Source organism: Pseudomonas sp. B21128, assembly GCF_044218865.1.
Classification (GTDB): domain Bacteria; phylum Pseudomonadota; class Gammaproteobacteria; order Pseudomonadales; family Pseudomonadaceae; genus Aquipseudomonas; species Aquipseudomonas iridis.
This window is the reverse complement of sequence record NZ_CP162590.1, coordinates 5,199,291-5,221,286: the sequence shown is the minus strand read 5'-3', so window position 1 is coordinate 5,221,286 and position 21,996 is coordinate 5,199,291. Positions and strand designations below refer to the sequence as shown.

Genomic DNA, 21,996 nt, shown 5'->3' with positions numbered 1-21,996 from the left:
GCATTCCCCGGATAGGCTGGCAGTGTGGCGAGTCTAGGGGCGGGCGCGGCGGGGCGTCTTGATTTGCATCAACGGGGAGGATTTGCGTTGGTCATGCGGGCCTCTTCGCGAGCAAGCTCGCCCCCACAGGGGATTTGAGGTGTACACAGACCTGTGGGAGCGAGCCTGCTCGCGAAGGCCGCGCCGCGGATCTAATGCCCCATCAACCAATGCTGATGCGGACCGGGCAATGTCCATATGCCGAACAGAATCACCAGCAAACCGCCGGCCATTCGCACGCTGCGCTTGCGCAACAGCGCCGTCACCCGTTCGGCGGCGAGGCCGGTGGCCAGCAACACCGGCCACGTGCCGAGCCCGAAGGCGAGCATCAACAACGCACTGTCCAAGGCATTGCCCTGGCTCGCTGACCACAGCAACGTGCTGTAAACCAGTCCGCACGGCAACCAGCCCCATAGTGCGCCAAGCAGCAAAGCACGCGGCAAGCTCGACACGGGCAGTAAACGATTGGCCACGGGCTGAATGTAGCGCCACAAACCGCGACCGAGGCTTTCGATACGAGTCAGACCGCTCCACCAGCCTGCCAGGTACAGGCCCATGGCAATCAGCAGCAACCCGGCCAGTACGCGCATGAACAACGCGGCCGGGCTGTTGGCCACGGCCCACCCGGCGAGGCCGATCAGCAATCCGGCCGTGGCATAGCTGAGGATGCGCCCCAGGTTATACGCCAGCAGCAAGCGAAAGCGTCGACTGCGTTGTTCCTTGGGGATCGCCAGGGTCAGCGCGCCCATCAAGCCGCCGCACATCCCCAGGCAATGGCCGCCACCGAGCAATCCGAGGATCAGCGCCGACACCAGCAGTGGTGCCAGTTCAAGCATGAGGAGGGGCCTTGTCGTCCGGTTTCTGCGCGCGGGCTTCGTCCACCGCAGCGGTGTGGTTCGGGTCCTGATCATCGAACAGGATACTGTGGGCCGGACCGTCGAGGTCGTCGTACTGGCCGCTGTCCACCGCCCAGAAGAAGATGTACACGGCGATGGCCACGATCAGCAGGGCGGCCGGGATCATCACGTAGAGAGCTGGCATCTGTACTCCATGCCCGCGCGGCTCAGGCCGGCAGCGGGCGGGTTTCTGATCGGGCGCAGGCTTGCGGCGAACTCGGCAGGCGAGTCAGGCGCAGGGCGTTGAGCACCACGGTCAACGAACTGATCGACATGCCGACCGCGGCCCACACCGGGGTGATCCAGCCGAGGGCGGCGAACGGCAGCATGAGGCCATTGTACAGCGCGGCCCACAGCAGGTTCTCGATGATTACCCGACGGGTGCGCCGCGCCAGCGTGAAGGCTTGCACCAACGCATCGAGGCGATTGGACAGCAGCACCGCATCCGCGCTGGTCTTGGCCAGATCGGTGGCCGACCCCATGGCCACGCTGATGTCGGCGGCAGCCAGCACCGGCACATCGTTGACGCCATCGCCGAGCATCAGCACTTTGCAACCTTCCTTGTGCAGTTGTTGCAACACTTGCAGCTTGTCATCTGGACGCAAGCCACCACGGGCCTCATCAATGCCCAATTCGGCGGCGACACTGGCGACCATCGGCGAACTGTCGCCGGACAGCAGTAATGTGCGCCAGCCACGCGCCTTGCACGCGGCGAGCAGGGCGGGCGCATCGTCGCGCAGGCGATCGTCGAGCACGAACCACGCCAGCGGCCCCGAACCATCACCGAGCAGCAGCCATTGGCCCGGCTCATCCGGCATCGCCGGGGCGGCGGCGGCACTGAGGGCGCAGACAAAATCAGCCTGACCGATGCGCAAACGTTGCTCGCCGACAATGCCTTCGAGGCCAAGCCCCGGCGTGCTGTGGACGTCTTCAGCGGCCAACGGTGCCCGGCCGAACGCGCGGGCAATGGGGTGTTCCGAACGGTTTTCCAGCGCGGCGGCGAGGCTCAGGCATTGGTTACTGTCCAGTGCGCCCAGAGGACGAATCGAGCGCAGCACCAGGCGACCTTCGGTGAGCGTGCCAGTCTTGTCGAAAATCACCGTGTCGATCTGATTCAAGCCCTCCAGCACATGGCCGCGCGTCAGCAGCAGACCGAGTTTGTGCAGGGTCCCGGTGGCAGCGGTGAGTGCAGTGGGTGTCGCCAGTGACAGCGCGCAGGGGCAGGTGGCGACCAGCATGGCGAGGACGATCCAGAACGCCCGCGACGAATCCAGCTCCCACCACAACAGGCCGATGGCGGCCGCAGCGATCAGTGACAACAGCAAAAACCATTGCGCGGCGCGGTCGGCGATTTCCGCCAGTCGCGGTTTTTCGGCCTGAGCGCGATCCAGCAAACGAACGATGGCTGACAGCCGGGTGTCTTGGCCCAGGGCCAGCACCTGCACGGTCAGCGCGCCTTCGACATTCAGCGTGCCGGCAGTGACCGCATCACCCGGTACCCGCGGTTGCGGCAGGTACTCGCCCGTCAACAGTGATTCGTCGATGCTCGACTGGCCGTCGAGAATCTTGCCGTCTGCCGGCAGGATCGACCCGGGTTGCACCAGAATTCGCTCGCCCAGCCGCAACTCACTGAGGAGGATGCGCTCGCTCTGGCCGGCCTCATCGAGACGCAGGCATGAGGCTGGCAACAGATTGACAAGCTGTGCGGTGGCGGCCGCAGTGCGTTCCCGGGCCCGACGTTCCAGATAACGTCCAGCGAGCAGGAACAGCGCGAACATGCCGACCGCATCGAAATACAATTCGCCGACGCCGGTGATCGAGGTCCAGATTCCGGCGATATAGGCGCTACCGATCGCCAGTGAAACCGAGACATCCATGGTCAGATGCCGCGTACGCAAATCACGCATGGCGCCCTTGAAAAACGGCGCGCAACTGTAGAACACGATCGGCGTGGTCAGGAACAGCGCGACCCAGCGCAGGATGGTGTGCAGCTCGGGGCTGAGGTCGATGTTGAATTCCGGCCAGGTGGCCATGGTCGCCATCATCGCCTGGAACCACAGCAATCCGGCGACGCCGAGTTGGCGCAGGGCCAGACGGTTTTCGCTGGCCAGTTGCTCGCTGGCGCGGTCAGCCTGATACGGGTGCGCGGCGTAACCGATGTGGCGCAGTTCGGCGAGGATCTGGCTGAGCGGCAATTGCCCATCGGCCCAGCTCACGTGCAGGCGATGGTTGGACAGGTTCAATCGCGCCTCGGCCACGGCGGGCAGCGTGCGCAGGTGCTTCTCGATCAGCCAGCCACAGGCGGCGCAACTGATGCCTTCCATCAACAGGGTGGTTTCGGCCAGATCGCCTTCGTGGCGGACGAAAGGTTTTTGCACGTCGGCACGGTCGTACAACGCCAGTTCATCGACCAGTTGCACCGGCAGCGCCTCGGGGTTGGCCGAGGCTTCGCTGCGATGCTGATAGTAGCTTTCGAGCCCGCCGGCCACGATGGCTTCAGCCACAGCCTGACAGCCCGGGCAGCAGAATTCGCGCGGCTCCCCGAGTACGGCGGCGGTAAAGCGGCTGCCGGACGGGACGGGCAGGGCGCAGTGGTAGCAGGGGAGTGGGGTGGTCATGGCATCGTCTGGGGGGTTAGCCCTTGCATGTGGGTTGTCCGCTTGCCCTCACCCCAGCCCTCTCCCGGAGGTAGAGGGAGCCGATTGATGTGAGCCGGAAAAACAGGTTCAGTCGCCGCTATCGTCACTGCCGTACACCAGGCATGTAAGCGCTAGAGAACAGTCGCCTCTCCCTCTGGGAGAGGGTTAGGGTGAGGGCTTTTGATCTACTTCTTCAGGTCTTCGGCGCCCTGCAGTGGTTCATCACCCAGCAGCAGATCCTTGTCATGGCTGACCAGTTCTTCTTCGAACATCCGCCAGATGTGCTCGTCCTGCGTGCCCAGCAACTCCACAAAGCGGCGACCTTCGACTTTATCGTTCAACTGGCCGATGTAGCGCCCCGATTCAGTTTCGCTGCGGGTCAGGACGATCTTGCGATCCTTCTCCGGCTGAGTCGGCGAGATCAGATTCAGCTCGAGGGTTTTCGGTTGGCTGTCGCCGCTTAAACGCAGGTCGACTTCGCCGGTCACGTCATCCAGAAACACCGCCGCGCGCATCCTCAGGGTTTGCGCCAGCAACTCGCGATCCAGCGAACGGTTGATGCCTTTGCCAGCCTCGTAATAGTTGTCGTTGACCAGATTGTCCGGGTTATTCACCGCGATGGTCACCATGGACAGGGTCAACGTCACCGAACAGGCCAGTATCGCGATGATGATCCATGGCCAGAGGTGCTTGTACCAAGGGCTTGCGGCGTTTGCTGCGGGCATGTTCAGTTCTCTCAACGAATTTGTGGGCCGATGAATCGGCTCTTGGCTTCAACGTGGACGCTGTCGTCATCGGCATCCTTGAGGATGAATTTCACCTCGTTGGTGCTCGACGGCAGTTGTTCCGGCGCGCTCGACAGTTCTACCGGCATGGTAAAGATATCCCCGGCGGCGACCTTGATCTCGCGCTTGCCTTGCAGACGCAGGTCCGGCAGACCAGTGGCTTGCAGCAGGTAGGTATGGTCGCGCTGATCCTTGTTCATGATCTTCAGGCTGTAGACGTTTTCGATCCGGCCTTCGGCGTTTTCGCGGTACAGCACGCGGTCCTTGCTGACGTCGAAACCGACCAGCGAGCGCATGAAAAACGCGCCAGCCAACAGGCTGATCATCGCCAGCAACACCACGGCATAGCCGATCAGGCGTGGCCGCAGTTTATGGGTTTTCTGGCCGGACAGGTTGTGTTCGGTCGTATAGCTGATCAGGCCACGCGGGTAATCCATCTTGTCCATGATGCTGTCACAGGCGTCGATGCAGGCGGCGCAGCCGATGCACTCGATCTGCAGGCCGTCACGGATGTCGATGCCGGTCGGGCAGACCTGGACGCACATGGTGCAATCGATGCAATCGCCCAGGCCCATGGCCTTGTAATCGACACCTTTCTTGCGCGGGCCACGGCTTTCACCACGGCGCGGGTCGTAGGAAACGATCAGCGTGTCCTTGTCGAACATCACGCTCTGGAAGCGTGCGTACGGGCACATGTAAATGCACACCTGCTCGCGCAGCCAACCGGCGTTGCCATAGGTGGCAAGGGTGAAGAAGCCGACCCAGAAATACGACCAGCCATCGGCTTGCCCTGTGAAGAACTCGAACACCAGTTCGCGGATCGGCGAGAAGTAGCCGACAAAGGTCATACCGGTGACAAAACCGATCAGCAACCACAGCGTGTGTTTGGCGCATTTGCGCAGCAACTTGTTGCCGCTCATCGGCGCCTTGTCGAGCTTGATGCGTTGGTTGCGGTCGCCTTCGGTGACTTTCTCGCACCACATGAAAATCCACGTCCACACACTTTGCGGACAGGTGTAGCCACACCAGACGCGTCCGGCATAAACGGTGATGAAAAACAGCCCGAACGCGGCGACGATCAGGATCCCCGACAGCAGGATGAAATCCTGCGGCCAGAAGGTCGCGCCGAAAATGAAGAACTTGCGTTCCGGCAGGTTCCACCACACGGCCTGATGGCCGCCCCAGTTCAGCCACACCGTCCCGAAATACAGCAGGAACAGGCCGGCACCGCCCATCATCCGCAGATTGCGGAACAGGCCGGTGAAAGCACGGGTGTAGATTTTTTCTCGAGAGGCGTAAAGGTCGACGCTGTTGTTCGCGTTTTTACTCGGTGGCGTGACGTCGTGTACCGGAATCTGGTTACTCATCATTGCATCCCACGGCAGTGGAAAAATGCCTCGGTCGATACGTGCGAACCGGGGTCAGAAAGGGTGTTGCAGTGGCGCAATGATACGCCTGTAACGCCGATGAACGGGTGCGACCTTTGGTCGCGTTGGGGAAAAATCCGGAATGGTGTAGCGAATGTAACAAAGCATGATGCAGGTCAATTGACTATAGACGAATCCTCCGTGCCACTGCCTACCGTCTCAACCGAAGCGCAGCGAGAGATGCTGCGCTCCAGTCCAGCCTTACTTGATAGCAAGCTTCGCTACTGATCGAAAGTCGTTCAATGTGCATCAGGTGTCTGACAATAACTGGCCATCACACAAGGTGATCGCCACTGTTGCGGTTCGCTGACAGCGACCATGGGCTGAAACGAAAACGGCCCCGTCAAATGACGGGGCCGTTTTTTGCTTCAAGCTTTGGCCTTACTCGGCGTTCGCTTCCGGTGCTTTTTCACCGTGGGACAGGCTGTAAACATAAGCCGCCAGCAGGTGAACCTTGTCGTTGCCTTGCAGCTGTTCTTGTGCAGGCATCTGGCCCTGCCGGCCGTAACGGATGGTCTGCTGCAGTTGCGCAAAGCTCGAACCGTAGATGAACGCGCCCGGGTGGGTCAGGTCAGGTGCGCCCATTGCTGGCGTACCTTTACCGGCCGGACCGTGGCACGCCACGCAGTTGGCGGCGAACAGTTTCTGGCCATTGGCGACGTCTGCCTTGGCACCTTCCGGCAGCTTGCGACCATCGAGGTTGGTGACCACGAAGGCAGCGACATCGGCCACGCCTTGCTCGCCGATCACTTCAGCCCACGCCGGCATGACTGCGTGACGGCCGCCCATGATGGTGGTCTTGATGGTTTCCGCTTCACCGCCCCAGCGCCAGTCGGCGTCGGTCAGGTTAGGGAAGCCATAGGCACCCTTGGCGTCGGAACCGTGGCAGACCGAGCAGTTGGAAGCGAACAGGCGACCCCCCATCTTCAGCGCTTGCGGATCCTTGGCCACTTCTTCGATTGGCATGGCAGCGAACTTGGCGAAGATCGGACCGAACCTGGCGTCCGAACGAGCCATTTCCTTTTCCCACTCGTGCACGCCAGTCCAGCCGGTCTGGCCGTTGGCGAACGCAGTCTGCTTTTCGGTATCGAGATAGTTGTAGCCCGGCAGCAGGCCTTTCCAGTTACCCAGGCCCGGGTACAGCACCAGATAACCCAGTGCGAAGATGATGGTGCCCACGAACAGCATGAACCACCATTTCGGCAGCGGGTTGTCGTATTCCTCGATCCCGTCGAACGAGTGGCCGACCGTCTCATCCGTCTGCTCGCTGCGTTGGCCCTTGCGGGTCGACAGCAACAGCCAGGTCAGGGCGAAGATGGTGCCAAGACTGAGGACTGTGACGTACAGACTCCAGAATGTAGTCATTCTTTGTTACTCCTAGAAGCTTGCTCGACGTGCTTGATGGCTTCGGGATCATCCGCAAAAGGCAGCAAGGTCGCGTCTTCAAACTCCGACTTGCGCTTGGGGCTGAACACCCACAACGCCAGACCGATAAAGGCCACCATCACAACAACGGTGCCCAGGCCACGAATCATCCCGATATCCATCTAAATCACCGTTTGCTTTTGATGATGGTGCCCAGGCCTTGCAGATAGGCCACCAGCGCGTCCATTTCGGTCTTGCCCTTCACGGCATCCTGAGCACCGGCGATGTCTTCATCGGTGTAAGGAACGCCGAGCGTACGCAGGACCTCCATTTTCTTGGCAGTTTCCTTGCCGTCGAGCTTGTTTTCCACGAGGAACGGGTAAGCCGGCATTTTCGACTCAGGCACCACGTTGCGCGGGTTGTATAAGTGCGCACGTTGCCAGTCATCGGAGTAACGGCCGCCGACACGGGCCAGGTCCGGACCGGTACGCTTGGAACCCCACAGGAACGGGTGGTCCCAGACGCTTTCACCGGCAACCGAGTAGTGGCCGTAGCGTTCGGTTTCGGCACGGAACGGACGGATCATCTGCGAGTGGCAGCCGACACAGCCGTTGGCGATGTAAACGTCGCGGCCTTCCAGTTCAAGGGCGGTACGCGGCTTCATGCCTTCGACCGGCTTGTTGGTAACGTCCTGGAAAAACAGCGGTACGATCTGGGTCAGGCCACCGATGCTGACGGCGATGACCATGAAGAAGGCCAGCAGGCCAATATTCTTCTCGACAGCTTCATGCTTCATCAGTGAGCTCCAACGACAGCGATCTGGGCAGCGGCTTCGGCTTCAGCCGGGTTCGAGGCGCGCACGGTGCGCCAGACGTTGTAAGCCATCAGCAGCATGCCGCTGGCGAAGAACGCACCGCCCAGGGCACGGACGATAAAGCCCGGGTGACTGGCTTGCAGCGCTTCGACGAACGAGTAGGTGAGGGTGCCGTCATCGTTGATTGCACGCCACATCAAACCCTGGGTGATGCCATTGACCCACATCGACGCGATGTAGAGCACGGTACCGATGGTCGCGAGCCAGAAGTGCGCGTTGATCAGGCCGACACTGTGCATCTGCGCACGACCGAACAGTTTCGGGATCATGTGGTAGATCGCGCCGATCGAGATCATCGCCACCCAGCCCAGAGCGCCGGCGTGTACGTGGCCGATGGTCCAGTCGGTGTAGTGCGAGAGCGAGTTGACGGTCTTGATCGCCATCATCGGCCCTTCAAAGGTCGACATGCCGTAGAACGCCAGCGATACCACGAGGAAGCGCAGGATCGGGTCGGTGCGCAGCTTATGCCAGGCGCCCGAGAGGGTCATCATGCCGTTGATCATGCCGCCCCAGCTTGGCGCCAGCAGGATGATCGACATCGCCATGCCGAGCGATTGTGCCCAATCCGGCAGCGCGGTGTAGTGCAAGTGGTGCGGGCCGGCCCAGATGTACAGGGTGATCAGTGCCCAGAAGTGCACGATCGACAGGCGATAGGAGTAGATCGGACGTTCGGCCTGTTTCGGCACGAAGTAATACATCATCCCCAGGAAGCCGGTGGTCAGGAAGAAACCCACGGCGTTGTGGCCGTACCACCACTGGATCATCGCGTCGGTCGCGCCCGAATAGGCGGAGTAGGACTTGAACAGATTCACCGGCAGGGAGGCATGGTTGACGATGTGCAGCATTGCGGTCACGACGATGAACGCACCGTAGAACCAGTTGCCGACATAGATGTGTTTGGTTTTGCGCTTGGTGATGGTGCCGAAGAACACCAGACCGTAGGTGACCCAGACAATGGCCAGCAAAATGGCGATCGGCCATTCCAGTTCCGCGTATTCCTTGGTGGTGGTGTAACCCAGCGGCAAGGTAATGATCGCGCCGACGATTACCGCTTGCCAGCCCCAGAAAGTGAAGGCGGCGAGGCTGTCGGATATCAGTCGCGTCTGGCAGGTTCGCTGCACGACATAGTAGGAAGTGGCAAACAGTGCACAACCACCGAAGGCGAAAATCACCAGGTTTGTGTGCAACGGGCGCAGGCGTCCAAAGCTCGTCCACGGCAGACCGAAGTTCAATTCCGGCCAGACCAGTTGCGAGGCGATGAAAACACCGAGCCCCATGCCAAGGATCCCCCAGACCACCGTCATGATGGCGAACTGGCGGACTACCTTATAGTTATAAGCAGTCGGACTGATTGCTGTGCTCATTCTAAGGTTCCACGGTTTGGGTATTTTATTAGGATGTAATTCGGCCGCAAGTATGGGCAAAGCAGGGGGTCATTGCAACGCGCCATGACCTGGGTCAATGCTTTCCAACGCTGATTCTGCGGCCTTTCCATACGCCGCGTAAGGACAAAATCGACCTCGGACAAAATGTCGCAGCGGATGAAAAAAGCGAGGGGTTCAGGTCGCTTGTAACGAGGTGTGTTCAAACGGTCCGTTCGGCTGACGGATGGCAATCGTCTCGACAGCCGGTATCTACCGGCGTTTGCGGCCACATCAGTCAGCCATTTCGCAGAACACAGTGGTTAGGGTCGACCTGGAACCGGCGCGAGCCAGTCCTCATCGAGCAAGCGTAGACCCGAATCAGGGGAACCGAAAGGCGAGGGTATGAAGGGTGCGACAATGCGTCGCAAAGGGGCAGGAAACTGCCGCACCTTAATCGGTGCGGCATAGGTGTAGGCAATAGGGTCTATTTGTTGTCTTCAGTTATAAGTTTTTCTGTGCTCAATCCGTGGCTCAGGCTGTACACATAAGCTGCGAGCAATTGCACCTTGTCGTTACCCAGCAGTTCGTTTTGCGCCGGCATATGGCCCTGACGACCGTGGCGAATGGTTTGTTCAAGCTGAGTGAGGCTGGTGCCATAGATAAACCCGGCCGGGTGCGTCAGATTCGGCGCGCCCATGGCTTCGGTGCCTTTGCCGGTTGCCCCGTGACACGCCACGCAAGTGGTGCTGAAGGCTTGCTGTCCGGCTTGCAGATCAGCCTTGCTGTCGGCAGGCAACGGCAGGCCGGCGAGTTCGTGACGCACGTACGCCGCGACGTTCTTCACGCCCGCTTCGCCCAACACTTCGCCCCAGGCCGGCATGGCTGCCACCCGGCCACCCAGGATCGTGGTCTTGATGGTGTCGGCATCGCCGCCCCAGCGCCAATCGCTGTCGGCGAGGTTAGGGAAGCCGAACGCGCCTTTGGCGTCGGAGCCGTGGCACACCGAGCAGTTGGAAGCGAACAGACGGCCACCCATTTTCAGCGCCTGCGGATCCTTTGCCACTTCTTCCACCGGCATGGCGGCGAACTTGGCGAAGATTGGTCCGAACCTGGCGTCAGCCTTGTTCATTTCCTTTTCCCACTCATGCACGCCGGTCCAGCCGTCCTCGTAACCCGGCAGGACGCCTTTCCAGTTGCCCAGGCCCGGATAAAGGATCAGGTAGCCCACGGAAAACACCAGCGTGCCGGCGAACAGCATGAACCACCACTGCGGCAGCGGGTTGTCGTACTCCTCGATGCCGTCAAAGCTGTGGCCCATGGTCTGGTCGACGCTGCCCTTGGTTTCGCCCCGGCGGGTGCCGATCAGCAGCCACGTCAGGCCGATCAGGCTGCCGATGGTCAGTACGCAGATCCACGTACTCCAGAAGGTGGTCATGGCCGGGTACTCCTTGGTTCAGATGCTGGGGTAGTGTCGGGTTGCGGTTCGTCGGCGAACGGCAGCAGACGCGCTTCGGCGAATTCCGGGTTGCGCTTGCGGTTGAACACCCACAGGGTCAAGCCAACGAAGGCAACGAACACCACAACGGTGCCCAAGCCGCGAATCAGTCCTGCACTCATTTCAAAGACCATGGCTCACCTCTTGCTCTTGATTGCAGTGCCGAGCACTTGCAGATAGGAGACGAGCGCATCCATTTCGGTCTTGTCCTTGAGGCTGGCCACCGCGCCGCTGATGTCGTCGTCTGTGTACGGCACGCCGAGGGTGCGCATGGTCTTGAGCTTGGTTTCGGTGTGGCTGCTGTCGACCGCTTGCGTGACCAGCCATGGGTAGGCCGGCATTTTCGATTCCGGTACGACGTTGCGCGGGTTGTACAAATGCGCGCGGTGCCAGTCATCCGAGTAACGTGCGCCGACCCGTGCCAGATCCGGCCCGGTGCGTTTCGAGCCCCACAGGAACGGGTGATCCCAGACGCTTTCCCCGGCCACCGAGTAATGCCCGTAGCGCTCGGTTTCAGCGCGGAACGGCCGGATCATCTGTGAATGGCACTGCACGCAGCCTTCGCGGATGTAGATGTCGCGGCCTTCCAGTTGCAGCGCGGTGTAGGGCTTCATACCTTCCACCGGTTTGTTGGTGACGTCCTGGAAGAACAGCGGGACGATCTGGGTCAGGCCGCCGATGCTCACGGCGAACACCATCAACAGCATCAGCAGGCCGACGTTCTTTTCAATCGTTTCGTGTTTCATGGCGGACTCCTCAGGCCATCTGCGCGGCGGCAACGACGTCAGCAGGCTGCGAGGCCCGCACCGTGCGCCAGGTGTTGTAAGCCATCAGGAACATGCCGCTGAGGAAGATCGCCCCGCCAACCAGCCGCACGACAAAGCCTGGGTGGCTGGCCACCAGGGTTTCGACGAAGGAGTAGGTCAGCGTGCCGTCCTCGTTGACCGCGCGCCACATCAGGCCCTGGGCGATGCCGTTGACCCACATCGAAGCGATGTAGAGCACGGTGCCGATGGTGGCGAGCCAGAAGTGCGCGTTGATCAGGCCGACGCTGTGCATCTGCGCCTTGCCGAAGATTTTCGGGATCATGTGGTACAGCGCGCCGATGGAAATCATCGCCACCCAGCCCAGAGCGCCGGCGTGAACGTGGCCGATGGTCCAGTCGGTGTAGTGGGAGAGGGCGTTGACGGTCTTGATCGCCATCATCGGACCTTCGAAGGTCGACATGCCGTAGAACGCCAGCGACACCACGAGGAAGCGCAGGATCGGGTCGCTGCGCAACTTATGCCAGGCGCCCGAGAGGGTCATCATGCCGTTGATCATCCCGCCCCAGCTCGGAGCGAGCAGCACCAGCGACATCACCATGCCCAGCGATTGTGCCCAGTCTGGCAGTGCGGTGTAGTGCAAGTGGTGGGGGCCGGCCCAGATGTACAGGGTGATCAAGGCCCAGAAGTGCACGATCGACAGGCGATACGAATACACCGGACGCTCGGCCTGTTTCGGCACGAAGTAATACATCATCCCGAGGAAACCGGCGGTAAGGAAAAAGCCTACGGCGTTGTGGCCGTACCACCATTGCACCATCGCGTCGGTGGCGCCGGAATACAGCGAGTAGGACTTGGTAAAACTGACCGGAATTTCCAGGTTGTTGACGATGTGCAAAATCGCCACGGTGATGATGAACGCGCCGAAGAACCAGTTGCCCACATAAATGTGCTTGGTCTTGCGCTGCATGATCGTGCCGAAGAACACGACCGCGTAGGCGACCCAGACGATGGTGATCAGGATATCGATCGGCCATTCGAGTTCGGCGTACTCCTTGGAGCTGGTGTAACCCAATGGCAGGCTGATCGCCGCCAACAGGATCACCAGTTGCCAGCCCCAGAAGCAGAATGCGGCAATCTTTGGCGCAAACAATCGGGTTTGGCAGGTGCGTTGTACCGAGTAGAACGAACTGGCGAACAGCGCGCAGCCGCCGAACGCGAAGATCACCGCGTTGGTGTGCAGCGGGCGCAGACGGCCGAAACTGGTCCAGGGTAAATCGAAGTTGAGCTCGGGCCAGACCAATTGGGCCGCGAGAAAAACCCCGAGCCCCATGCCGACGATGCCCCACACCACCGTCATAATGGCGAATTGGCGGACCACCTTGTAGTTGTAGGCGGTACAGATAGAAGTGTTCATGGTTCCCCATCCACGGTTCAGCCGAAGTGACCGCGCGCTAAAGAGCCGCAAATCCTTCGCCTGGAGTTATAGGCAGACTAAAAGCGAGGCAAGCATGAACAAACAGCACAAGGCCAGTATTGACGGGGATCAATGGGCGCAGTGCGTGCGTGATCATGGGTGGCTTTGGAACGCCGCCAGTGGCGAGGCTTCGGCGACGTTGATCCTGGCGCATGGGGCGGGGGCGCCGATGGACAGTGACTGGATGACGGATATGGCTGGGCGCCTTGCTGCGCTTGGGGTGAACGTGTTGCGGTTTGAGTTTCCGTATATGGCGCAGCGGCGGGTTGATGGGGTGAAGCGACCGCCGAATCCTGCGGGGAAATTGCAGGAGTGTTGGCGTGAGGTGTATGGCTTGGTGCGACGTCATGTCACTGGGGTTTTGGCGGTGGGTGGCAAGTCGATGGGCGGGCGGATGGCGAGTCTGGTGGCGGATGAGTTGGGGGCTGATGCGCTGGTGTGTTTGGGGTATCCGTTTTATGCGGTGGGGAAACCGGAGAAGCCTCGGGTTGAGCATTTGGCTTTTTTGCAGGCGCGGACGTTGATTGTGCAGGGGGAGCGGGATGCGCTGGGCAATCGTGAAGCTGTTGAGGCGTATGCGTTATCGCCGAGTATCAAAGTGTTTTGGCTGGTGGCCGGGGATCATGATTTGAAACCGCTCAAGGCTTCAGGTTTTACCCATGAACAGCATTTGTCCAGCGCCGCGCAAAAGGTATCCGAGTTTCTCAGCGACTGACCGAGCTGGGCTGAGATTTTGAACTGCATGAAGATCTGCTCCCTTCCCCCTCGCCCCCATGGGGGAGAGGGCTGGGGTGAGGGGGATGGATTTCAGCTACGACATATTTTTTGGGTACATATCCATTGCTGCGGTAACGGCCGCTTAGGGTTCCGCCCTTACGGCGGGTCACTTTTTACAAACGCCTAAAAAGTAACCAAAAACGCTTGCTCCTACGTGCGGCCCGCTCGCTGAGGCTCGGGGTCCCTTCGCTCCGGAATCGATCCGGGCGCAGCGTCTCCGGTTTGCTGCGCTGCACCTCCTCTCGCTGTGTTTGGCTTCGCCAAACGGTCGCTGCGCTCCCACCCCCCGGATCAATTCCTCCACTCAGCCTTCCGACGTCGCTCGTGGATCAAGATCAAGAGCGGCAGCCGAGCTTGCGCTCATCCTGTTGAGTGGTGAAGAGCGGGTGTTCGGCTTTGGTTCGGTGTTGGATTCGCCCCTCACCCCAGCCCTCTCCCGAGGGAGAGGGAGCCGGTTTTTGGGCTTTTCAGAATCTGAGTTCGACTCGGTATTTCACGTCGGCGTAGCCCTCCCAAACACCTCGGTCAGTCCCTCTCCCTCTGGGAGAGGGTTAGGGTGAGGGGCTTTTGATCTGATTCAGAATCTGAGTTCGACTTGGTATTTCACGTCGGCGTAGCTCTTCCAAACACCTCGGTCAGTCCCTCTCCCTCTGGGAGAGGGCTAGGGTGAGGGTGTTATTTCACTGACCCGATAAAAAACTGAAAGCGCTCACCGTCCGGCGTTTCTGTATTTAAACGTAATTTTGTGACCGCGTTTAAACCACACAAAGCGTTACGCCATGAGGCCTACAACACCTTGCGTCGTTACCTACGCGTACGCCAGAATCCGCCGGCTTACACGGCTATGGGGCGGGCGGTATCGTTTCCTTGTCACTGAAAATCAGTGATCGGGTTTGGTAGCCCGCTTCGGTACCGCCGTATGGCGCCACCTTATTCAGCCTCTTTTTTGCGGCTGCGTTTTTTATGGTGGACATGCGTGGGGCTCATTCGTGAGCGCCGGGTTTCCGTATCGACCGGTCTACCAACCCGCGCATGGCCGCCACCCATCGTTTGGTAGCGAGGGTGATGGCTCTTATTCATTTCGATACGAGACTTCATCCATGTTCAAAATCACGCCCAACCCACCCGCCACAGATCCAATCCCCCACGACCCAGCGCTCAGCCCGCAAAAGGTCAAAGAAGCAACCGACCGCGCCCTCGACTACTACCTCAAACCCGACGACCTCGCGGCCCCGCCAACCTCGCCCAAGTTTCGCCCCGTCTTTCTCGTAGACCCCACGCTGGATGACGAAACCCTGCTCGTCGAAGCCTGCGAATCGCTTTCTTACGCCCATGCCATGGCCGGTAACATCGCCAACTCCATAGGCGGCCCGGAGCGCAAACCACTGCTGGCGCTGCAACAGGTGATCATGCTCAACGAACTGTTGGTCAATCGACTGCTGGATAAGCTGAAGCTGCCTCAGTAGTTATGGGGCCAGCCCTCACCCTAACCCTCTCCCAGAGGTAGAGGGGACTGACCGAGGTGCATGTGCGAGGTACGCCGACTTGAGATACCGAGTCGAACTCAAATTCTGAAACGCACAGAGATCGGCCCCCTCGCCCCCTTGGGGGGAGAGGGCTGGGGTGAGGGGGGAATATTCAATGACACAACAAAAAACCCGGAAGCTCTCGCTATCCGGGTTTTTGTTATCGCCAGTTCAATCAGCGGTTAAACCGCTCCACCAACGAGTACTGCGTATTCGCCGTCTTGGTCAGCTCTTCACTCAGCAACGCCGAGTTATGCGCCTGTTCCGACGTCTGATCCGCCAACTCCGAAATATTGCTGATGTTGCGGCTGATCTCTTCAGCCACCGCACTTTGCTCTTCCGTCGCCGCAGCGATCTGCGTGGTCATGTCGGTGATATTAGCCACCGCTTCGCTGATCCCGACCAGCGCCTGATCCGCTTCCAGTACCCGCGCGACACCTTCTTCGGCCTGGCGATGCCCGGCTTCCATGGTTTGCACAGCGCTCGAAGCAGTCTGCTGCAGTTTGGCGATCAGGGCATGGATCTGCCCGGTGGATTCGCTGGTGCGTTGCGCCAGTTGACGGACTTCATCAGCCACCACGGCAAAACCGCGACCCATCTCGCCGGCACGGGCCGCTTCGATGGCGGCGTTGAGCGCGAGCAGGTTGGTCTGGTCGGCGATGCCTTTGATCACATCGACCACGCCACCGATTTCGTCGCTGTCTTTCGCCAGTTGGGTGACGGTCAGGCCGGTTTCACCCACCACAACCGACAAGCGCTGAATGGCTTCGCGGGTTTCGCCGGCGATGTCGCGTCCGCGACCGGTCAGGCGATTGGCTTCCTGCGTGGCGTCAGCCGTGCGCTGTACGTGGCTGGCCACTTCTTGCGTAGTCGCGGCCATCTGGTTGACGGCGGTGGCGACCTGTTCGGTTTCCACGCGCTGACGTTCCAGGCCGGTCGAGCTGCTGTGTGCCAGAGCATCGGACTGCTTGGCCTGATCGGTCAGGTGCTCGGCAGTGTCCTGCAGACGGGTCAGGCAGGTTTTCAGACGGGCTTCCTGACTGAGGATCGACATTTCCAGGCGTGCCTGCGCGCCACGGCTGTCGGTGTACATCTGCGCGATCAGCGGGTCGGAGGTGGTCTGCTCGGCCAGACGCAACAGGCGCTTGAGCCCACGTTGCTGCCATTGCAGACCCATCAGGCCCAGTGGCACCGACAGACCTGCCGCCAATGCAAAGCCCCACTGTGAAGTCAGCGTGGCACCGATCATGAAGCTCAGTTGGCTGACCAGAATGAACGGCAGCCAATCCTGCAGGATCGGTAGCCACTTATCGCTGGAGGGAATCGCCGACTTGCCCTGGTTGATGCGTTGGTAAAGCGCTTCGGCACGGCGGATCTGCTCGGCGGTGGGTTTGATCCGCACCGACTCGTAACCGACCACCTGATTGCCGTCGAACACCGGGGTTACATAGGCGTTAACCCAGTAATGGTCACCGGTCTTGCAGCGATTCTTGACAATGCCCATCCATGGCAAGCCTTGTTTCAGTGTGCCCCACATGTGCGAAAACACCGCAGCCGGGACGTCGGGGTGACGAACCAGGTTGTGCGGCGCACGGATCAGTTCTTCGCGCGAAAACCCGCTGATCTCGACGAAAGCGTCGTTGCAGTAGGTGATCATGCCCTTGGCGTCGGTTGTGGAAATCAACCGTTGCTGAGCCGGGAAAGTCCGTTCGCGTTGTGTAATGGGCTGGTTGTTACGCATGGTTGTTCAATCCGCAAGGCTTTGAAAGGTTGTCGGCGCTGTCAGGAAATTATTAAATTTTTCTTTCAGTAATCAGCACGGCGTCGCAAAACGCGGCTTGTCTCAACCGGCCAGCATCGGATAGGTAAACAAGCCAAAATGCAGCACATTCAGCCCGAAGTGTGTGGCGATCGCCGCCCCGAGTCCGCCGAAACGGTAGGCCAGACCATAGCCGACACCCGCCAGTCCCGCCAGTAACACCCAAGTCCAGCCAGCGCCGACATGCGCCAGTGCGAACAGTGAAGACGCCAGCAGCAGGGCAAGGTTTTCTCCGTACGGCAGATGCTTGAAGCGCCGGCTCAAGCCACCTTGTATATAGCCGCGAAACAACGCTTCCTCGACCAGCGTCACCAGCAGCAAATTGTTCAGCACCCACAGCCACGCCTGATCCGGCCATTTCGGCGCCCAGGCGATAACGCCAAGCAACACCGCACCACCGAGCGCGAGGACCGCGCTTAACGTCAGGCCCAGGGCGGTGGCATACACCGTCAGGCGCAACGAGCGCCGTGCGACAATCCACGGGCAGACCAGCAACAGCCAGAAACCGACCAGTGGTTTGTCCTGATTCAGGTACATCGAGAAGCGCACAGCGTTATCGGTGAAACGCTGCGGATCAATAGCGCGACCGTTGTAAAAACCCGGTAACCAATGCATCGCCAACGCCAGGGTCATCACGATGAACAGGCCGTGGCCCAGGTAGCGTGCGAACGGCACTTCTTGCTGGCGTACCGCGTACCCGGCGAACAGCAGCAGGCCAACGGAAATCAGTGCCAGCCAGCCGAGTTGGCCGTAGCTGAGCGCCATTCCGTAGCCGAGGCTGAGCAGCGCCAGATAAAGCCAAGGCAAAGCCTTCATCGAAAGTCCCTGTAAAAATGGGTGGAAGGGCTTTCTACACGGGTGGGGGGCGGGGGACAAGTAAAGGTGAGGCGGGAAATCGGTACAACACCAATATCGGTGGCCAAACACAAATCCCAATGTGGGAGCGAGCAGGCTCGCTCCCACAGGGGATTTTTATTCCGTCAGGACTTGGCTGAAGGTTCAGCGCAGGTTGAGTTTCGCCGCCGCACGCGCGGTAATTTCCGTGCGCAGTTTCAACGACGGTGCCGCCCGCAGCCGGGCCTCGTCGACGATTTTGCTCGGCGCTGAGTCCGGCGAGCCCGAGTTAAATGGCGGCGCCGGAGCATACTCAAGCTGCAGTTGCACCAACTGCGCCGTGTCGGCATCAACCAGTTCAGCCGCCAGCACCAAGGCAAAATCAATCCCGGCCGTGATCCCGCCGCCAGTGAACAGATTGCCGTCACGCACCACCCGATCCTTCACTGCAATCGCCCCCAGCGTCGGCAGCAAATCGTGATAAGCCCAGTGTGTCGTCGCGCGTTTGCCTTGCAGCAGACCCGCCGCGCCGAGCACCAGCGAGCCGGTGCACACCGAGGTCACGTAACGCGCTTGCGCGGCCTGGCGTTTGATGAAGGCCAGTGTGTGCTCATCCTCCATCAACGGTCCGACGCCAGCGCCACCGGGCACACAGATCACATCCAGATCAGGACAGTCCTCGAAAGTCGTGGTCGGTTTCAGCAGCAGACCGGTGCTGGCGGTGACCGGCATCAGGTCTTTCCAGATCAGATGCACCTGCACACCCGGCAACGACGCAAGCACGTCATAAGGACCGGTCAGGTCGAGTTGCTGTACCTGCGGAAACAACAAAAAACCGATCTGCAACGTCATGGTGTTTTTCTCCATTAGGGGGGTGGACGGCCTCACTGTAGGCGCGTACGTTCTGGCGCATACGCCAATAACCCCACGAATTACGCCAAATGCCCAAAGCCATTCACGTACTCGCGTTTGCCAACATGCAAATCCTCGACGTCACCGGCCCGTTGCAAGTATTTGCCTCGGCCAATGACCTTTGCCGGCAACGCGGCCTGCCAATTCCATATGCGCCGACGGTCATTGCCAGCGAGGGAGGGGCGGTGATGTCGTCGGCGGGGCTGGCGGTGCTCGCCGAACCGCTGCCGCTGGAGGCCAGCGACACGCTGATCATCGCCGGTGGCTGGGGCATTTATCCGGCGGCGGAGGATAGGCCGCTGGTGGATTGGGTGCGTAAACACGCGGCGAAATGCCGGCGCGTGGCTTCGGTGTGCACCGGCGCGTTTCTGTTGGCGGCCAGCGGCTGGCTCGATGGTCGGCGCGTCGTCACTCACTGGACGCGCTGCGAGCAACTGGCGCAGCAGCATCCGAAATTGCAGGTCGAGGCCAATCCGATCTTCATCAACGACGGCCCGGTCTGGACCTCGGCGGGTGTTACCGCCGGCATCGATCTGGCACTGGCGATGGTCGAGGAAGACCTCGGCAGCGATATTGCGCTGGACGTCGCCCGGCATCTGGTGGTGTTTCTCAAACGCCCGGGCGGGCAATCACAATTCAGCGTGACCTTGTCGCTGCAAAAGCAGGGCAATCGTTTTGATGACCTGCATGCGTGGATCGCCGAAAACCTCACCTGCGACCTCGGTGTGCCGACTCTGGCCGAACAGGCCGGCATGAGCGAACGCAGCTTCGTCCGCCATTACCGCGCCGACACCGGCCAGACCCCGGCGCGTGCAATCGAACTGATCCGCGTCGAAACGGCCCGGCGTTTGCTCAGCGATACCGGGCTCCCTGTAAAACGCATCGCGGCCAATTGCGGGTTTGGCAGTGAGGAGACCTTGCGTCGTAGTTTTCTGCGGGCGATTGGGGTGACGCCGCAGGCGTATCGGGAGCGGTTTTCGGTTAGCGTTGCAACAGATCCCGCAATGCCTTGAGGGTTTCGTGCGGTGCTTCTTCGGGAATGTTGTGGCCAACGCCGGCCAACACGCGCCGCTCATAAAACCCGCTGAAATGTCCGGCATCCTCATCTTCCTCCGACGCCGGACCGACCCCGTCGTCAGCGCCGCACAAGGAAATGCTCGGCACACTGATCGCCGGCTGCTTCATCAGCGCTTCCTCCATCCATTCCAGCACCGGATCACCCGGTGCATACATGAAACGATGACGATAAGAGTGGATCACCACCTCGACGAAATCCGGATTATCGAATGCCGGCGCGCTCAGCGGATAACGCTTGGCATTGCGCGACCACGTCGGTGACCACAATCGCCAGAGCAACTCGCAGAACGCTCGGCGGTTCTGCGTCAGTCCTTGAACACCGCGCTCTGTGTGGAAGTAGTACTGATACCAGAGCCGATGCTCAGTATCTGGATCCAGCGGATGGGTTGAATGAGGAATGTCCTGCAAGTTATAGCCATCGCCTGTGACTAAACCCCGGACCCGCTCGGGAAACAGTGCCGCAACGATGCAAGCCGCCCGCCCGCCCCAGTCGTAACCGCAAAGCGTAGCTTTTTCGATACACAACGCATTCATCAGGTCGAGCAGATCCTGGGCAAGGGCGGCTTGTTGGCCGGAGCGCAGCGTGCCGGGACTGTTGAATCGCGTCGGCCCGTAGCCGCGCAGGTACGGGACGATGACTCGATAGCCGTCGGCAGCTAGGGCCGGGGCTACTTCGTCATAGGCACGTGGTGAGTAGGGGAAGCCATGGAGCAGGATGACCGCGGTGCCGGTTTTCGGGCCGTAGTGCTCGTAAGCAATAGACAACGTTGACGTCTTGCTGAAAAAAATTCCGGAATCGGTCATCGCAGGTTCTCGTTAGCCGAACAGCACCTTTTGCCAGTGCTCTTCGCTGATGATGGCAATCGGTACGCCGCTGTCCCTGAGTTCGACGGCTCTTTTGATTTTGGTGCCATAGGTGCTGTGCAGCCATTGATCGTTGCCGATGCTGCCGACCACCAGATAATGGATCTTTTTACTGACTGAGCCACCGATCAGGCCACCTCGTTCGACGATTAGAGATTCGCACTCCTTTCGCGGCCCGTACGCCATGACGCCGGTAAACAGAAACACCCGTTCAGCCCAACTAAGTTCTGGGGCAGGGTTGTTGAGCGGAAGACTGGCAGGAGCGGAAAACGTAGGTGTTGTAGCGACGGGCAGGCCGGTGAATTGATGCAGCATTTCCAACAGTTCTGCAGACTCTGCAGCATCCAAAACGCCGTCGCTGAGCATGTCGGCAAGACGTCTGTAAAGTATGTTAACAACCGGATCGTCCAAGTGCACCAAATGGGTTTCAATCCAGGTTCTGAGAAATTCGGCTTCCTGCTGGTTGATGGTGTCGTCTGCAGCAAGCCCGGCAGCGATGCCAATCAGAGCATCGACCGAACGACGCTCAATCCTTGCCTGATGAAAGAATGAGCTGTTCTGAAACTCCTGATGTAAATCGACCATCGATACTTCTCCTTAAGCCTCAACTTCCGCCACCTGATTAAAATACTTCGTCCGATCCGGCGTGAAGGTCACCACCATTTTCGTCCGCGAGCATGTCAGCGCGCGCTCCACATTCAGATCGATATCCAGGTCTTCCCCACGCAACCCTTGCCACTGGGCGAGGTATTTCAGTGAGCCGTATTTTTCGTTCTTCTTCAGGCTGCGACTCACCCCGCCTTTCCAACCGAGGACGGGCAGTTCGTTGGCGAGGCAGCGTTGGGCGAGGTCGGGGAAACGGGCGGCGCGCTGGCGGCCGATTTCCCAGCATTTGATCAGGCCTTTGTCGGCGGCTTCCCAGAGCTGGGTGCGGCTCAGGCCGGTGCGCAGGGCGCTGTCGATGTTGCGCTGGACGTGCTGGGACATTCTGCTTCCTTGAATTCGGGTTTTGTTGGACAGCTCCGCTGTGCCCGTTGTGGTGGATGGTAGGGGCGGATGTAA

Annotated in this window: 22 protein-coding genes; 3 read left to right on the top strand and 19 right to left on the bottom strand. The window is 60.1% G+C overall.

The genetic code is table 11. The features are described 5' to 3' along the window. Positions 1-191 precede the first annotated feature (191 nt). The 13 genes from AB4P91_RS23545 to ccoN (AB4P91_RS23485) form a co-directional block, all read right to left on the bottom strand. The gene (locus tag AB4P91_RS23545) at positions 192-875 is read right to left on the bottom strand and encodes a sulfite exporter TauE/SafE family protein (protein ID WP_039770036.1); all 684 of its coding nucleotides are present in this window, start codon (positions 873-875) and stop codon (positions 192-194) included. Then, the gene (gene ccoS, locus AB4P91_RS23540) at positions 868-1,080 is read right to left on the bottom strand and encodes a cbb3-type cytochrome oxidase assembly protein CcoS (RefSeq protein ID WP_042558535.1); all 213 of its coding nucleotides are present in this window, start codon (positions 1,078-1,080) and stop codon (positions 868-870) included. Before ccoS ends, AB4P91_RS23545 begins: the two co-directional genes overlap by 8 nt. Before the next feature lie 22 nt (positions 1,081-1,102). After that, complete coding sequence (locus AB4P91_RS23535) at positions 1,103-3,553, bottom strand: heavy metal translocating P-type ATPase (protein WP_395603825.1); 2,451 nt, start codon at positions 3,551-3,553, stop codon at positions 1,103-1,105. 206 nt (positions 3,554-3,759) lie between these two features. Then, entirely contained in the window at positions 3,760-4,299 is a 540-nt protein-coding gene (locus AB4P91_RS23530; protein ID WP_395603824.1) for a FixH family protein, read from the bottom strand. Positions 4,300-4,310: 11 nt separating this feature from the next. After that, positions 4,311-5,726 carry a cytochrome c oxidase accessory protein CcoG gene (ccoG, locus tag AB4P91_RS23525; RefSeq protein WP_150688368.1) on the bottom strand — a complete coding sequence of 472 codons (1,416 nt, stop codon included), beginning with the start codon at positions 5,724-5,726 and terminating at the stop codon, positions 4,311-4,313. A gap of 441 nt (positions 5,727-6,167) precedes the next feature. Then, the gene (ccoP, locus tag AB4P91_RS23520) at positions 6,168-7,151 is read right to left on the bottom strand and encodes a cytochrome-c oxidase, cbb3-type subunit III (protein WP_150594628.1); all 984 of its coding nucleotides are present in this window, start codon (positions 7,149-7,151) and stop codon (positions 6,168-6,170) included. Further along, positions 7,148-7,333 carry a CcoQ/FixQ family Cbb3-type cytochrome c oxidase assembly chaperone gene (locus AB4P91_RS23515; protein ID WP_003175465.1) on the bottom strand — a complete coding sequence of 62 codons (186 nt, stop codon included), beginning with the start codon at positions 7,331-7,333 and terminating at the stop codon, positions 7,148-7,150. Before AB4P91_RS23515 ends, ccoP (AB4P91_RS23520) begins: the two co-directional genes overlap by 4 nt. Positions 7,334-7,338: 5 nt before the next feature. Further along, complete coding sequence (gene ccoO, locus AB4P91_RS23510; protein ID WP_150594629.1) at positions 7,339-7,947, bottom strand: cytochrome-c oxidase, cbb3-type subunit II; 609 nt, start codon at positions 7,945-7,947, stop codon at positions 7,339-7,341. Continuing rightward, on the bottom strand, positions 7,947-9,389 hold the full coding sequence (gene ccoN, locus AB4P91_RS23505) for a cytochrome-c oxidase, cbb3-type subunit I (protein ID WP_042558542.1): 1,443 nt from the start codon (positions 9,387-9,389) through the stop codon (positions 7,947-7,949). The genes ccoO (AB4P91_RS23510) and ccoN (AB4P91_RS23505) overlap by 1 nt, the downstream gene beginning before the upstream one ends. A gap of 484 nt (positions 9,390-9,873) precedes the next feature. Continuing rightward, complete coding sequence (gene ccoP, locus AB4P91_RS23500; RefSeq protein ID WP_150594630.1) at positions 9,874-10,824, bottom strand: cytochrome-c oxidase, cbb3-type subunit III; 951 nt, start codon at positions 10,822-10,824, stop codon at positions 9,874-9,876. Then, entirely contained in the window at positions 10,821-11,018 is a 198-nt protein-coding gene (locus AB4P91_RS23495) for a CcoQ/FixQ family Cbb3-type cytochrome c oxidase assembly chaperone (RefSeq protein WP_150594631.1), read from the bottom strand. Before AB4P91_RS23495 ends, ccoP (AB4P91_RS23500) begins: the two co-directional genes overlap by 4 nt. Before the next feature lie 3 nt (positions 11,019-11,021). Continuing rightward, positions 11,022-11,630, bottom strand: a complete 609-nt coding sequence (gene ccoO / locus AB4P91_RS23490; RefSeq protein ID WP_150594632.1) for a cytochrome-c oxidase, cbb3-type subunit II — start codon at positions 11,628-11,630, stop codon at positions 11,022-11,024. 10 nt (positions 11,631-11,640) lie between these two features. Continuing rightward, positions 11,641-13,065, bottom strand: coding sequence for a cytochrome-c oxidase, cbb3-type subunit I (ccoN, locus tag AB4P91_RS23485; protein WP_395603823.1), 1,425 nt, complete (start codon positions 13,063-13,065; stop codon positions 11,641-11,643). Between the two features lie 94 nt (positions 13,066-13,159). Here ccoN (AB4P91_RS23485) and AB4P91_RS23480 point away from each other — a divergent pair, with 94 nt between their 5' ends. Both AB4P91_RS23480 and AB4P91_RS23475 read left to right on the top strand, forming a co-directional pair. Then, positions 13,160-13,840 carry an alpha/beta family hydrolase gene (locus tag AB4P91_RS23480; RefSeq protein ID WP_395603822.1) on the top strand — a complete coding sequence of 227 codons (681 nt, stop codon included), beginning with the start codon at positions 13,160-13,162 and terminating at the stop codon, positions 13,838-13,840. Between the two features lie 1,162 nt (positions 13,841-15,002). After that, the gene (locus AB4P91_RS23475; protein ID WP_150594635.1) at positions 15,003-15,368 is read left to right on the top strand and encodes a DUF6124 family protein; all 366 of its coding nucleotides are present in this window, start codon (positions 15,003-15,005) and stop codon (positions 15,366-15,368) included. 235 nt (positions 15,369-15,603) lie between these two features. Here the strand turns inward: AB4P91_RS23475 and AB4P91_RS23470 are convergent, their stop codons facing one another. The 3 genes from AB4P91_RS23470 to inhA form a co-directional block, all read right to left on the bottom strand. Next, the gene (locus AB4P91_RS23470) at positions 15,604-17,169 is read right to left on the bottom strand and encodes a PAS domain-containing methyl-accepting chemotaxis protein (protein ID WP_150594636.1); all 1,566 of its coding nucleotides are present in this window, start codon (positions 17,167-17,169) and stop codon (positions 15,604-15,606) included. A gap of 102 nt (positions 17,170-17,271) precedes the next feature. Further along, positions 17,272-18,063: a CPBP family intramembrane glutamic endopeptidase gene (locus AB4P91_RS23465; RefSeq protein WP_150596847.1), complete on the bottom strand. Its 792-nt coding sequence runs from the start codon at positions 18,061-18,063 to the stop codon at positions 17,272-17,274. Between the two features lie 183 nt (positions 18,064-18,246). Next, entirely contained in the window at positions 18,247-18,933 is a 687-nt protein-coding gene (gene inhA, locus AB4P91_RS23460) for an isonitrile hydratase (protein WP_150688371.1), read from the bottom strand. A gap of 89 nt (positions 18,934-19,022) precedes the next feature. Here inhA and AB4P91_RS23455 point away from each other — a divergent pair, with 89 nt between their 5' ends. Then, positions 19,023-20,006 (top strand): GlxA family transcriptional regulator, encoded by a 984-nt coding sequence (locus AB4P91_RS23455; RefSeq protein ID WP_395603821.1) that lies wholly within the window; start codon positions 19,023-19,025, stop codon positions 20,004-20,006. On the opposite strand, the gene AB4P91_RS23450 is transcribed toward AB4P91_RS23455, so the two are convergent. Genes AB4P91_RS23450 through AB4P91_RS23440 form a run of 3 tightly spaced genes read right to left on the bottom strand, consistent with a single transcriptional unit; the run spans position 19,975 to position 21,921 of the window. Further along, complete coding sequence (locus AB4P91_RS23450; protein ID WP_395603820.1) at positions 19,975-20,874, bottom strand: alpha/beta fold hydrolase; 900 nt, start codon at positions 20,872-20,874, stop codon at positions 19,975-19,977. The two genes, AB4P91_RS23455 and AB4P91_RS23450, sit on opposite strands and share 32 nt — an antisense overlap. A gap of 12 nt (positions 20,875-20,886) precedes the next feature. After that, complete coding sequence (locus tag AB4P91_RS23445; protein ID WP_150594641.1) at positions 20,887-21,519, bottom strand: BRCT domain-containing protein; 633 nt, start codon at positions 21,517-21,519, stop codon at positions 20,887-20,889. 12 nt (positions 21,520-21,531) lie between these two features. Then, positions 21,532-21,921, bottom strand: coding sequence for a hypothetical protein (locus tag AB4P91_RS23440; protein ID WP_395603819.1), 390 nt, complete (start codon positions 21,919-21,921; stop codon positions 21,532-21,534). Positions 21,922-21,996: the final 75 nt, after the last annotated feature.